Annotated in this window: 13 protein-coding genes and 1 pseudogene; 3 read left to right on the top strand and 11 right to left on the bottom strand. The window is 66.6% G+C overall.

Annotation, left to right across the window (positions count from 1 at the left end; genetic code table 11):
* Positions 1–4: 4 nt before the first annotated feature.
* Genes AC5JBD_RS14050 through AC5JBD_RS14035 form a run of 4 tightly spaced genes read right to left on the bottom strand, consistent with a single transcriptional unit; the run spans position 5 to position 4,208 of the window.
* Entirely contained in the window at positions 5–1,477 is a 1,473-nt protein-coding gene (locus AC5JBD_RS14050) for a PH domain-containing protein (protein WP_495722438.1), read from the bottom strand.
* Positions 1,474–1,935, bottom strand: a complete 462-nt coding sequence (locus AC5JBD_RS14045; RefSeq protein ID WP_495722437.1) for a PH domain-containing protein — start codon at positions 1,933–1,935, stop codon at positions 1,474–1,476. Before AC5JBD_RS14045 ends, AC5JBD_RS14050 begins: the two co-directional genes overlap by 4 nt.
* Before the next feature lie 38 nt (positions 1,936–1,973).
* On the bottom strand, positions 1,974–3,767 hold the full coding sequence (locus AC5JBD_RS14040) for an acyl-CoA dehydrogenase C-terminal domain-containing protein (RefSeq protein WP_495722436.1): 1,794 nt from the start codon (positions 3,765–3,767) through the stop codon (positions 1,974–1,976).
* A gap of 18 nt (positions 3,768–3,785) precedes the next feature.
* Positions 3,786–4,208 (bottom strand): MerR family transcriptional regulator, encoded by a 423-nt coding sequence (locus AC5JBD_RS14035; RefSeq protein WP_495722435.1) that lies wholly within the window; start codon positions 4,206–4,208, stop codon positions 3,786–3,788.
* Positions 4,209–4,358: 150 nt separating this feature from the next.
* Between AC5JBD_RS14035 and AC5JBD_RS14030 the strand changes: the two genes are divergently transcribed.
* Complete coding sequence (locus AC5JBD_RS14030) at positions 4,359–5,540, top strand: hypothetical protein (RefSeq protein WP_495722434.1); 1,182 nt, start codon at positions 4,359–4,361, stop codon at positions 5,538–5,540.
* Positions 5,541–5,591: 51 nt separating this feature from the next.
* Here AC5JBD_RS14030 and rplS read toward each other — a convergent pair whose 3' ends face one another.
* Genes rplS through AC5JBD_RS14015 form a run of 3 tightly spaced genes read right to left on the bottom strand, consistent with a single transcriptional unit; the run spans position 5,592 to position 8,259 of the window.
* Positions 5,592–6,017, bottom strand: a complete 426-nt coding sequence (gene rplS / locus AC5JBD_RS14025; RefSeq protein ID WP_495722433.1) for a 50S ribosomal protein L19 — start codon at positions 6,015–6,017, stop codon at positions 5,592–5,594.
* Positions 6,014–6,760 (bottom strand): tRNA (guanosine(37)-N1)-methyltransferase TrmD, encoded by a 747-nt coding sequence (gene trmD, locus AC5JBD_RS14020; RefSeq protein WP_495722432.1) that lies wholly within the window; start codon positions 6,758–6,760, stop codon positions 6,014–6,016. Before trmD ends, rplS begins: the two co-directional genes overlap by 4 nt.
* The gene (locus AC5JBD_RS14015; RefSeq protein ID WP_495722431.1) at positions 6,757–8,259 is read right to left on the bottom strand and encodes a serine hydrolase domain-containing protein; all 1,503 of its coding nucleotides are present in this window, start codon (positions 8,257–8,259) and stop codon (positions 6,757–6,759) included. The genes trmD and AC5JBD_RS14015 overlap by 4 nt, the downstream gene beginning before the upstream one ends.
* A gap of 94 nt (positions 8,260–8,353) precedes the next feature.
* Here AC5JBD_RS14015 and AC5JBD_RS14010 point away from each other — a divergent pair, with 94 nt between their 5' ends.
* A complete protein-coding gene (locus tag AC5JBD_RS14010) occupies positions 8,354–9,298 on the top strand; it encodes an NAD(P)/FAD-dependent oxidoreductase (RefSeq protein ID WP_495722430.1) in 945 nt (314 codons plus the stop codon).
* Positions 9,299–9,682, top strand: a complete 384-nt coding sequence (locus AC5JBD_RS14005; protein ID WP_495722429.1) for a hypothetical protein — start codon at positions 9,299–9,301, stop codon at positions 9,680–9,682.
* Positions 9,683–9,685: 3 nt separating this feature from the next.
* Here AC5JBD_RS14005 and mscL read toward each other — a convergent pair.
* From mscL to ffh, 4 genes and pseudogenes are all read right to left on the bottom strand, one after another.
* A pseudogene (gene mscL, locus AC5JBD_RS14000) lies at positions 9,686–10,109 on the bottom strand (large conductance mechanosensitive channel protein MscL).
* Between the two features lie 46 nt (positions 10,110–10,155).
* On the bottom strand, positions 10,156–10,641 hold the full coding sequence (gene rimM, locus AC5JBD_RS13995; protein ID WP_495722428.1) for a ribosome maturation factor RimM: 486 nt from the start codon (positions 10,639–10,641) through the stop codon (positions 10,156–10,158).
* Between the two features lie 3 nt (positions 10,642–10,644).
* Positions 10,645–11,196, bottom strand: coding sequence for a 30S ribosomal protein S16 (gene rpsP / locus AC5JBD_RS13990; protein WP_495722427.1), 552 nt, complete (start codon positions 11,194–11,196; stop codon positions 10,645–10,647).
* Positions 11,197–11,312: 116 nt separating this feature from the next.
* Positions 11,313–12,794, bottom strand: a complete 1,482-nt coding sequence (gene ffh / locus AC5JBD_RS13985) for a signal recognition particle protein (protein WP_495722426.1) — start codon at positions 12,792–12,794, stop codon at positions 11,313–11,315.
* Positions 12,795–12,817: the final 23 nt, after the last annotated feature.

The raw sequence follows: 12,817 nt of genomic DNA, 5'->3' as shown, positions 1-12,817 counted from the left end.
CGGTTCAAGATGATCGTTGGAGATTAGCCGTCCGCACCCCCGCCGCAATATCGTTCATCAGCTGATGCGCCCGCTCGAGGCTAAGGTCGACGATGCGGGGGCCGCCGAGCGCGGGCGCCCCGGCAGTATCGATCGTGACGGTGGCGAGGCCGAGCAGGCGCTGAAGAATCGAGCGGCGAAGGCTCACAGCCTGGGTGTTGCGCACGGGCGCGATCCACAGCCGCTGCCGCCAGAAGCCATCCCGGACGAAGAGCGTGCCGCCGCTCAGCGCATATCGGTGGAAACGGCGGCGGACGAAGGCCGCAATAAGGAGAAGCGGCACGATCGGGAGCAGCAGCAACGCCTCCCACCGCACGACCGAAAGACCGAGAATGAGGAGCAAGGGCAGCAGCGCATCGCGAAGCCCGGCACGAACGATATGGCGGGTCGAGACGCGCTGGAGGATGGCCGGATCCGGCATGGCGAGGCGGCGCCCTTCCGCCAGCACGCGCTGGATCTCGGGCGGCCGGGCGAACGGCGCGACGCTCTGCTGGCCGCTGCCGCCCTTGCCGGCGCTCAGCGTCTGGAAGAGCAGGTCTGCAAAGCCGAGCGCGCGGCGAACGGGGCCGCTCCTCACCAGCGCGAGCTGGATGCGGTTCTTCGGCAGCACCACTTCGCTGCGGGTGAAGAGGCCGCGTTCGCGGCGCATCCGCGCGCCCTCCGCCATGAGCCGGAAGCCAAAGTCTCGGGACAGGGTGCGCAGCACGCCGGTGACGACGCCGAGCAGCAGAGCGACCATCAGCACCGCCAGCCAGGCACCGAGCGTGAAGCCACGCACCGTCCGTTCATCGACCAGGCCGATCCAGCGGCCCGGATCGTAGATGTCGAACGGGATGTAGGGCTCGAACGTCTGCAGGACCGCGAACACGCCGGCGAGATAGATGAGCGAGAAGTTGAAGAAGCCGGAGAGTAGAACCCGCTGCGGGCTCATCGCGAACAGCAGATGCGCGTCTGGCTCCACCGCTTCTAGAGCATCCGCCGTCGCTTGCCCGGACCTGCCGGCGCGGATGGCGGCGCGTAGCCGGTCGGCTTCGGCAAGGGTGACGCTGTCGAGGACGCCCTCGTCCTTGGCCGATCCCCCCGTCTCTATGCGAACCTTGGCCAGGCCGAACAGCCGGTGCAGCGGCCCCCGCTCGATATCGACGTCCTGCACCCGATCGAAGGGGATGGAGCGGCGGTTGCGGCTGAGGATGCCGCTCTTGATCACGATCTCCTGGCTGCCGACGCCATAGCTGAAGCGGCTCCAGCTCAGCCATTGCGCGAGGATCAGCACGATCGCGGCGGCAAAGGCGATCAGGAGCACGTAGCTCCAGCCGGTGTCCGAGATGAGCGCGAACAGCGCCGGCAAGCCAATCAAAGTCTGCGGCAGGTCCTTGAGGAAGCGTAGCGCCACCGTGCCGGGATGGACCCGCCGATCCGCAACCGTGCCGCCGTTCATTCGGGCTCCTGGCGGATGTGGCTCCGGATCTCGCTGCGCATTGCCTCGGCTGTCGCGCGCGGGAGGCCTGGGAGCGTAACCTGGCTGTGCGCGGTGCCGGCAGTGTGGAGCACCAGCCGGCAGACGCCGAAGGCGCGCTCCAGCGGCCCCTGGCTGATATCGAGATGCTGGACCCGCTTCAGCGGCACCAACGTCTCGACATGGGTAAGCACACCGTGGGCGAGGCGCAGCTCCTCCGCGTCCATGCGATAGCCCCAAGAGCGGTAATTGCGGTGGGGGCCGATCAAGGCGGGGTAGATCAGGAGCAGAAGCAGCGGCAGCAGAACGAAAGCCGGCGAGATGCCCGTCTGCACATAGAGCCCAATTGAAGCCCCGGAAGCGGCGGCGAGCACGACCAGGCAGACCAGGATGCTGTGGATCAGCATCACCCAGAGCTGCCCCCGTTCGAGTGGCGTCAAGTCATCCCCCGTTCCGGCGTCCCGGAACGGTGATTGGACTAGAAGGCCTCGACCGGCAAGGCCATGATCGTCTCGGAGCCCGCCTCGATCTTGCGGCGAAGCGCCCCGGCTTCCGGCATGATGCGTTCCGCGAAGAAGCGGGCGGTGACGAGCTTTGCCTGGTGGAAGCCGGCATTCTCGGCTCCGTTCGAGAGAACCTCGCCGCTTGCCTTGGCCATGCGCAGCCACATGAGGCCGAGCGTGACGATACCCATCAGGTGCATGTAGCTGTAGGCCGCCGCGCCAGCATTGTTCGGGTTCTGCATGGCATTCTGCATCAGCCACATGGTCGCGGTCTGCAGCTCGCTGTTAGCGCGCTCGAGCGCTGCGGCGATCTCCGCGGTGCCGTCCTTGCCTTTGGCATCACTCACTTCCTCGGCGACGAGGCGGAAGAAGGCCTGCACTGCGCGACCCCCATTTTGGGCAAGCTTGCGGCCGACCAGGTCCATCGCCTGGATGCCGTTGGTGCCCTCGTAGATTTGGGCGATGCGGGCGTCGCGGACGAACTGGTCCATGCCCCATTCGCGGATATAGCCGTGGCCGCCATAGACCTGCTGCGAGAGGATTGCGGCCTCGAAGCCCTTGTCGGTCAGATAGCCCTTGATGACTGGGGTGAGCAGCGAGATGAGGTCGTTGGCGCTCTCACGCTCCTCCTCGGTCTGCGCCTTGCGCGAGAGATCAACCTGGAGCGCGCCCCACAGGATGAGCGCGCGGGCGCCCTCATTATAGGCCTTGGCTTCCATCAGCATCCGGCGAACGTCCGGGTGGACGAACAGGGTGTCGGCCTTCTCGCCCGGTTCGGCGGGGCCGGTGAGCGCCCTGCCCTGCCGGCGGTCCTTCGCATACTGGACGGCGTTCTGATAGGCGACGTCGCCCTGAGCGAGGCCCTGCAGGCCGACGCCGAGACGGGCTGCGTTCATCATGATGAACATTGCGGCCAAGCCCTTATTCTCGTCGCCAACGAGATATCCGGTCGCGCCGTCGTAGTTCATGACGCAGGTCGAGTTGCCGTGGATGCCCATTTTGTGCTCGATCGAGCCGCAGGTGACGCCGTTGCGGTCGCCCAGCGAGCCATCGTCATTCACCGCGATCTTGGGCACGATGAAGAGCGAGATGCCCTTCACATTGTCCGGTGCGCCGCTGATCTTGGCGAGAACCAGGTGGATGATGTTCTCCGAAAGGTCGTGTTCGCCTGACGAGATGAAAATCTTGGTGCCGGTGATCTTATAAGAACCGTCCCCCTGCGGCTCGGCCTTGGTCTTGATGAGGCCAAGATCGGTGCCGCAATGCGGCTCGGTCAGGTTCATCGTGCCGGTCCAGCGGCCGCCGACCATGTTGGGGAGGTATTTGGCCTTCTGCTCGTCCGAACCCTTGACCAGGATCGATGCGATCGCACCCTGGGTCAGGCCGTTATACATCTCGAAGCTGTGATTGGCCGCGCAGAGATATTCGGAGACCGCGGTCGAGACGACGTGCGGCAGCCCCTGCCCGCCAAATTCCTCGGGCGCCGACAGGGTGGTCCAGCCATTGGCGACGAACTGGTCCCAAGCCTCCTTGAAGCCCGGCGGCGTCGTCACCGAACCGTCGTCGTTGCGCGTGCAGCCATGCTCGTCGCCGACGCGGTTGAGCGGCGCCAGCACCTCCTCGCAGAAGCGCCCCGCCTCACCCAGCACGGCCTCGATCATGTCGGGCGTCGCATTCTCGAAGCCCGGCAGGTTCGAATAGCGTTCGAGCCCGAGCAGATGATCGATGATGTAACGCGTGTCGGCGACGGGAGCGGTGTAGCTGGGCATCTTCGTTCCTCGGAGCGATCAGTCGATTTTTGCGGAGGCATCGCCGACCATGGCGATGAAGGCGGTCAATTCCTTGATCGTCCCGTCGATGTCGCGGCGCTGCTTTTCGAGCAGATCGATCCGCTCCCGGCACTTCTGGACGGTCACGCGGCGCTGCGCCTCGCGCCCGTCGCCGAGATCATAGAGGTCGATCATCTCGCGAATATCGGCGAGGCTGAAGCCGACGCGCTTCCCGCGCAGGATCCAGGCGAGCCGCGCGCGATCCCGCCAGGAATAGACGCGGGTAAGACCGACCCGCTGAGGCGCGATCAGCCCCTCATCCTCGTAGAAACGCAGTGCGCGCGGCGTCACCCCGAACTCCTCGCAGAGCTCGGTAATGGAGTAGGTGACGGTGCTGTGCTCGGCGTGGTGGAAATCGGAGTGGAGAGCGGACTGCGGCATGGCTCGCCGGTCTAGTTTCCGTTCACGTCAACGTCAATCGAAGTCAACGGCACCCATCCGCTTGAACGGCCATCCCGTTGATGCAAAACCGTTCCCGGGAGCAGGGGGACGTGAATGAAACGGTCGTGGCTGTTTGCGGCGGGGTGCATGATGGCGGTTCAACCTGCGGCGGCGCAGCAAAAGAGCGCATCGGACATCATCCTCCAACATAAGATCCCGATCAGCCGAAGCGCCCCCGACGCCTATTCCGGCCCAGGCTGGGAGCGGCTGATCGCGGACGGCCGGCAGGCGCAATTCTTCATGATCGGCGAGCAGCACGGCGTCGCCGACATCGCCTTGTTCGTGAAGGCCCTCCACCGTGTGCTGGCGACGAGCGGCGGCTATACCCACTCGGCGCTCGAGGTCGGCCCCCATTCAACCGATTTCGCCGAGACCTTGGTGCGGCAGGGCCCGGGCCGGCTCGCCAACTATATTGCCCAGCCGGGCCACGGCTTCACTATTCCCTTCCTCTTCTTTGCCGAGGAAATCGCGCTCACTGAGCAGATCGTCGCGCGCTCTCCGGACAAGCAGAAGGCCTTGTGGGGCCTAGACCAGGAGTTCGTCGGCGCGGCGCCGATCGTAGTCGATCTCCTGCGCAAGCGCGCGCGCTCGGCCGGACAGCACCAAGCGATCGATGCGTTGGCGGCCAAATCCACGGCCAATCCGATGCTGATCGGGGTCCTGACGCCGGCCGAGCTCGATCCGCTCGACGCCGCCTTCGCAGGGGACGAGCATGCGACCGCGTTGCTCCGGGACCTGCGTCTCTCGAGCGAGATCTACGCGCCCTTCATGCGCAAGACAGGTCCAATCTATCCCGCCAACCTCACCCGCGAAAATTACATGAAGGTTAATTTCGCCCGCCGGTTCGCGGAGGCGGAGCGGCGGCTGGGGACCCCGCCGAAAGTTTTCATGAAGTTCGGCGGCTACCACGCCATGCGGGGCCTGAGCGGCACCGACGTGCCGAGTCTGGCGAACTTCCTGGCCGAATGGGGCCTGCCGCGCGGCTTCGAACTGGTGAACATGATGGTGGACTGCAACGGCGGCGAGTCGCTCAACCCGCAGACCAGCAAGCCTGCATCGTGCAGCCCCTATTTCGGCAAAGACAGTCTGGTCGGGCAGCTCGCCACAGACGAGGTCACGCTCATCGACCTCAAAGCCCTGCGGCCCAAGCTGCGCGAGCTCAAGGACATCGACGCCAAGACGCGGCAGACGATCCTGGCCTTCGACTACTACCTGACGATCCGCGACCCCAAGGCGGCGACCCCGGTCGGCGCGTTGCCGATGGCCCGATAAGAAAAGAGGCCGCAAAGCGCGGCCTCTTCGTCAATTCACCGGCCGGAGCAATCAGCCCTCGGCAGTCTCGGTCTCCGGAGTGGCCGTCGCGGCGACCGGCTGGCCGGTCTTCGCGGTGTCGACGCGGCGCTCGGCGATGCGGGCAGCCTTGCCGGTGCGACCGCGCAGATAATAGAGCTTGGCGCGGCGGACGGCGCCGTGGCGGACGACCTCGATCGAGTCGATGTTCGGCGAATAGAGCGGGAAGACGCGCTCGACACCCTCGCCGAAGCTGATCTTGCGGACGGTGAAGCTGGAGCCCAGGCCCTTGTTGGCGCGGGCGATGCAGACGCCCTCGTAATTCTGGACGCGGGTGCGGTCGCCTTCGACGACGCGGACGCCGACGCGCAGCGTATCGCCGGGGCGGAAATCGGGAATCTGCTTGGTGGACTTGAACTGCTCGATGGCCTCGGCCTCGAGGGTCTGGATCAGGTTCATTGCTCTTCGCCTTCACTCTCGTGCCGCGCGCCAGAGGGCGGTGTCCTTCGCGCGCCCCCGTGGCGCTCGATCAGGTCCGGCCGCCTTAGCCGTGTATCGTCCGCCGCCTTTTGCTTTCGCCAGGCAGCGATCTTCGCATGATCCCCCGATCGCAGCACTTCGGGGATCGTGCGTCCTTCCCATTCATATGGTCGGGTATAATGAGGGTATTCGAGGAGCCCCTGTTCGAAGCTTTCCTCTTCACCGCTCGAAGGCGCGCCCATTACGCCAGGAAGCAGCCGAACGCAAGCATCGAGGAGGACCAAAGCGGCGGTCTCGCCGCCCGAAAGCACATAGTCGCCGATGGACACGGGCACGATCGGCCGCGCCTCGAACAGACGCTCGTCGATACCCTCGAAACGCCCGCAGAGGATCGACACCCCGGGTCCCGTGGCAAGCTCGCGCACCAGCTTCTGGGTGAGCGGCTGGCCCCGCGGGGTCATGGCGAGCATCGGCGCCTCGGGCTGCCGCTCCAGCACATGATCGACCGCGCGTGCGAGCACGTCCGCCCGCATCACCATCCCCGCCCCGCCGCCCGCGGTCGTGTCGTCCACCGACTTGTGCTTGTCAGTGGCGAAGTCGCGGATATGCACCGTCTCCAGCGACCAGGTCCCCTCCCCCAGCGCCCGCCCGGCGAGGCTGAGGCCCAGCGGCCCCGGAAACATCTCCGGGTAGAGGGTGAGAGCCGTGGCGCGCCAGGTCACGGCTGCGGCGGAACCACCGCGAAGCGCAGCGCCTGGATACCGGCGGGATCGGTCGGCGCGAGCAGCAGCTGCCCGTCGAGGCGGCCCCTTGCGCAGCGCCAGGAGAAGGTGCCCGACAGCATTCCGGTCGGCGTGATGGGGGCCGCCGTGTCGCACTCGCCGGTCTCGCCCTTGAGGCGAGTGAATTCGCGGCTCCAGTTCTCGGGCGAGCGGTCCATCAAGAAGTTCATCGCCAACAGTCTGCGGCCCGGCTCGATGGCGCCCGCACGATACATGGAGGTGGCGGCCCGATAAGCGGCTGCCAGCGAGGCGCTGACGGGAAGCTGGCGGCCTGGCAGCCCTCCCGCCTTGTGGAGCTCGATCGCCGCGTCCCAGACCGCGCCGGAGCCGCCGTTATAGGTGCGGTTGGTGAAAACGAAGAGGCCAACATTGTGGTCGGTCAGCAGCAGCATGTGCGAGCCGTAGCCGGGATAGCCGCCGCCATGGCTGAGCGTGTTGCCGAGATCGGGGTCCTGGGCGGCGATGAGGCCCATGCCATAAGCCGCCGCCTGCGGCACCTGATGGGTCCCGAAGCGAGACCGGAGCCGCGCGAAATTGGAGCCGGCAGCCATCTCGCGGACGGTGGAGCGACGGGCCGGACCGGTCGCCGGTCCGTCCCGGGCAGGCCAGGCGGAAAGCAGGAAGCCGATCCATTTCGCATAATCGTTGGCGCTGGTTTGGACGCCGCCCATCGAACCGAACACGCCGTGGCGCATGGTCGGCTCCTCGCTCCAGGCCTCATTCTCCCAGCGATAGCCGATGGCGCGGCGCTCGATCGGCCAGTCGCGCACCTCATAACCGGTCGAAGCCATGCCGAGCGGGCGCTGAATGTTGCGCATGATATATTGGTCGTACGGCATGCCGGAGACGTTGGTGACGATCCGGCCGAGCAGCGCGTAGCCAAAGTTCGAATATTCGAACGCTGTGCCGGGCGCCCGCGTGAAGGGCACCCCTTGCTGCAGCATCCGGGTGAACTCCGCCTCGCTCATCACCTGCTGGCGATCGCCCCAGGGATCGTCGGTGACGAAGCCGCCGGTATGATTGAGGAGGTCGCGGACGCGGATGCGGGGCGAGTCCGAAGTCGGGTAGCGCCAGGCCCGGAGCTCCGGAACGTAGGTTTCCGCCAGCGCATCCAGCGAGAGCTTTCCCTCGTCGCGGAGCTTCAGGATCGCGAGGGCCGTGAAGGCCTTGGACATGGATGCAATGCGGAACAGACTGTCCGAAGTGACCGGCGGCTTTGCCTCAAGGTCCTGCACGCCGAGCGTCTTGACGTGGACGAGGCGACCGTCGGCGACAATGCCGTAGACCAGGCCCGGCGCGTGGGATTCCCGCTGGAAGTCTGCGAAGATGCGGTCGATGTTTGGGATTGCCCGGGCCAACGCCTCGGGCGGCAGATCCGCTTGCGCTGCCTGCGGGAGGGCCAGCAGCAAGGCCGCCCAGACTGTCAGGATAAGCCGCATCGAACCTCCCTTTCGCTGCCCGCGGCCTTAGCCAGCGCGTGAGCCGAGCGCCAGCAACCACGGAACCTAAGTTCGGGCGCCGCGCTCTGCCGCCATGGCCGATCTCGACTATGACTGCCTCGTGATCGGCGGCGGGCCCGCCGGGCTCACCGCCGCCATCTATCTCACGCGCTACCATCTGTCGCTCAAGGTGATCGATGCGGGAAAGAGCCGGGCGAGCTGGATCCCGTGCACCCACAATCATGCCGGCTTTCCGGGTGGTATCTCGGGCAAGGAGCTGCTCGAGCGGATGCGGGAGCAGGCGCAGATGTACGGTGCCTCCATCGACACCGCGCGCGTCACCCGGCTCGATCCGATCGACGGCGGCTTCAAGGCGGAATGGGGCGAAGGCTCGGTCACCGCCCGCAAGGTGCTGCTGGCGACCGGCGTCACCAATCGCCGCCCGCCGATGGACGAGGACCTGCACGACGAGGCCCTGTCGAAGGGCCTGATCCGCTATTGCCCGGTGTGCGACGGCTATGAGGTCACGGACAAGAAGGTGGGCGTCATCGGCAGCGGCGGGCGCGGGGTCGCCGAGGCCGTGTTCCTTCGCGGATTTACCGAGGATATCACGCTGATCGCTCCCGACCGGGCGCACCAGCTCGATGCGGAGGACCTGGCGCGGTTGCGCGAATTCGACATCGCCTGCGTCGACGGCCCCTGCCACGCGGTGGCTGCGGCCGGCAAATGCATCACGGTCGCGACGCCTTATGGCGAATATGAGTTCGACAGCGTCTATCCCGCCCTCGGCTCCGACATGCATTGCGAACTGGCCAAGCAGGTCGACTGCAAGCTTTCCGAGGAAGGCACGATCATCGTCGATTCACACCAAAGGACCAGCGTGGCGGGCGTCTATGCCGCCGGCGATATCGTGCTCGGTCTCGACCAGATCAGCCATGCCATGGGCGAAGGCGGCGTCGCCGCCACCACGATCCGCAATGACTTGGCGAAGGAAAAGCCGATCATCCGGGAGCGGCTGCGCGGCAACTCGATGCGGTAGATGCGCGCTGCCGTCCATGCGCTTTTCCTGATTGTCGCCGCATGCGACGGCGAAGCGGCCAATCCGGACGGGATGTGGACCGTCACCACGATCAGCGGGCAGGAGGTGCCGCCGGGCAAGTTCCTGCTCCGCGTGCGGGACGGTCGGGTCACCGGCGGACGCGACGGGTGCAACAGCTGGGGCTTCGATGCGACCCGGGCGCCGGCTCCGGACGGGACGCGCATGATCATCTCCGACGCGCAGGAATGCTCGCCGACGCCGCAGCTGCGCGGCTATTGGCGCGCGCTCGGCAACGGCAATGCGCCCCTGCGAACGACGGAGGGCGGCGAGTTGCGGATCCGCGCAGGCGGCGATGAAATCATCGCCCGCCCCGTACCCGATTGACCTTCAGGCGCGGCGCTTCAGCTCGTCCCGGATCTCGCGCAGCACCAGCAATTCGTCGCTCGGCGCCGGCGTCGCCGCCTCCGCAGGCGGGCGCACCCGCGCCGCTACCTTGACGAGTTGATAGATGATGAAGGCGAGGATGGAAATTGACGATCGCGGTGATGAACTGGCCGTAGCCGAACATCGGCACGCCCGCCGCCTTCAGCGCCGCATAACTGTTCGGATCACCGGCAAATCCGGCAGGTACAGGGCCGAGACGAACGAAATAATTCGAAAAATCGATGCCGCCGGTGACGGCACCCACGACCGGCATGATGAGATCGTCGGTGAGCGAGCTGACGATCGTCCCGAACGCCCCGCCGATGATCACCGCCACGGCCAGGTCGAGCACGTTTCCGCGCGCGATGAACTCCCGAAATCCTGCCATCTCGCCCTCCTCCTGATGAAGGAGAAATCTGCGGTCGAACCGCCGCTCAGGCAAGAAAAAGCGGGTCGACGAGGATCTTGTCGCCAGCGAGATCGGCGATGCCGGCGCGGAACGGCACCATGTTGCGGCGCCCGTCCGGCTGCTCGATCTCGATGATGTCGCCGGCGCCGAAATTCTCCACCGCGACCACCCGGCCGAGCTGCTCTCCGCCGGAACCCTCGCAGGAGAGGCCAATCAGGTCGGCGTGGTAATATTCGCCCTCCTCCAGCGGCGGGAGAGCTGAGCGCGGCACCGTGACCAGGCGACCGCGCAAGGCTTCCGCGGCCGTTCGGTCGAGGATTTCTGCAAAGCGGGCGATGGCACCGCCGCCGCCCGGCTTCACCGATTTCAGCGTCAGCTGCCGATCGCCCACCTGCACCGCCTTATGGCGGGCGAGGCTATCGACACCTTCGCCGAACAGCTTCAGGCGAACCTCGCCGCCGATGCCGTGAGCACCGGCAATGGCGGCGAGGGTGAGCTGCGTCTCCGCCAAGGCTTATTCGGCCTTTTCGGCGCCCTCGGCGGGGGCCGCTTCGTCCGAACCCTCAGCGGGCTCGCTGGTCGACTCGCCTTCGTTCGGCGCCTGGTCGGCGGGAGTGGCCTCACCCTCGCCGCCCCCGGCGGTCACTTCGGCGGGAGCCTCTTCGGCCGGGGCGGCTTCCTCGGCGGGAGCCGGCTCGGCAGCGGCAGCGGCGGCGGCTTCGGCGGCCTCAGCGTCGCGGCTGGCACGCTCCTCGGCGCGCTCCTTGGCCTTCTCGCCCGGCTCGCCCTTCTTCAGGTTGCTGCGGGCAGCGCGCTCCTTGACGCCCGCGGCATCGAGGAAGCGGGCGACGCGGTCCGACGGCTGGGCGCCGACCGACAGCCAATGGCGGGCGCGGTCCGCGTCAAGCTTCACCCGCTCGGGATTGTCCTTGGCGAGCAGCGGATTGTAGCTGCCGATGCGCTCGATGAACTTGCCGTCGCGGCTGTTGCGCGCGTCGGTGACGATGATCTTGTAATAAGGACGCTTCTTTGCGCCGCCGCGGGCGAGCCGGATTGAAACTGCCATTTTCTTCACTCCTTTTGAACTTTGCCGTCACCCCGGCGAAAGCGGGGGTCTCAGGCCGATATGTGCACTTGTGTCTTCTCGTCCCGAGATCCCGGCTTTCGCCGGGATGACGGAACCTACTTCTTCATGAACTTGTCGAAGCCGGGTGGGAGGTTGAACGGCTGGTTGCCGCCCGGCAGGCCCGGCAGGCCGGCCGGCGGAGCCGCCCCGGCGCCAGGCATGCCGCCCATCCCACCGAGCATGCCGCCAAGCCCGCCGGCTCCGCCGCCGCCGAACAAGGCGCCGAGCTTGCCTAGGCCGCCCATCTTCCTGATCTTCTTCATGGCCGTGGCCATTTCCTGATGCATCTTGAGGAGGCGGTTGACCTCCTGCACCGTCGTTCCCGATCCCTTGGCAACGCGGATCTTGCGCTTTGCGTTGAGCAGCTCGGGCTTCGAACGCTCCCGCGGCGTCATCGAGCCGATGATCGCGTCGAGGTGGACGAGCGTCTTCTCGTCCTGCGCCTTCTGCGCGACGCCGGCCATCTTCTTCATGCCCGGCAGCATGCCGGCGAGCGCGCCGAGACCGCCCATGCGCTGCATCTGCATGAGCTGCGACCTGAGGTCGTTGAGGTCGAACTGCCCCTTGGCCATCTTGTTGGCGAGGGCCTCGGCCTCCTCCATCTGGATGGTCTCGGCGGCCCGCTCCACCAGGCTGACGACGTCCCCCATGCCGAGGATGCGGCCGGCGACGCGCTGCGGGTGGAAGGCCTCGATCTTGTCGATGCCTTCGCCGACGCCGGCGAACTTGATCGGCTTGCCGGTGACGGCGCGCATCGAGAGCGCGGCACCGCCGCGGGCATCGCCGTCCATGCGGGTGAGGACGACGCCGGTGAGATCGACCTGCTCCGAGAAGTTGCGCGCGACGTTGACCGCATCCTGACCTGTCAGCGAGTCGACGACGAGCAGCACTTCGTCCGGATCGGAGACGGAGGCCACCGCCTTCATCTCATCCATCAGCGCCTGATCGACGTGGAGGCGGCCCGCCGTGTCGAGCATCAGCACGTCGAAGCCCTGCAGCTTCGCCGCCTGGAGAGCGCGCTTGGCGATGTCGACCGGCTGCTGGCCCGGCACGATCGGCAAGGTCGCGACGTTCGCCTGGCGGCCGAGTACGGCAAGCTGCTCCTGCGCGGCTGGGCGGGCGACGTCGAGCGACGCCATCATCACCTTCTTGCGCTCCTTCTCGGAGAGCCTCTTCGCGATCTTGGCCGTGGTGGTGGTCTTGCCTGAGCCCTGGAGGCCGACCATCAGGATGATCGCGGGCGGGGTGATGCCGAGATTGAGCTCGACCACGTCGGCCCCGAGCATCTCGACCAAGGCGTCGTGCACGATCTTGACGACCTGCTGCCCCGGCGTGACCGACTTCAGCACCTGCTGGCCGACCGCCTGCTCAGTCGCCTTGTCGACGAACTCGCGGACCACCGGCAGCGCCACGTCCGCCTCGAGCAAGGCGATTCGCACCTCGCGCATCGCCGCGCGCACGTCCGTTTCGGTCAGCGCACCGCGGCCGCGGAGGCGATCGAAGACGCCGTTCAGGCGATCGCTCAGACTGTCGAACACTCAGCTTCTCCTCTGGACACGAT

The organism is Allosphingosinicella sp. (assembly GCF_059502505.1).
The sequence above is the reverse complement of the archived record's forward strand: the minus strand, read 5'-3'. Positions and strand labels throughout refer to the sequence as shown.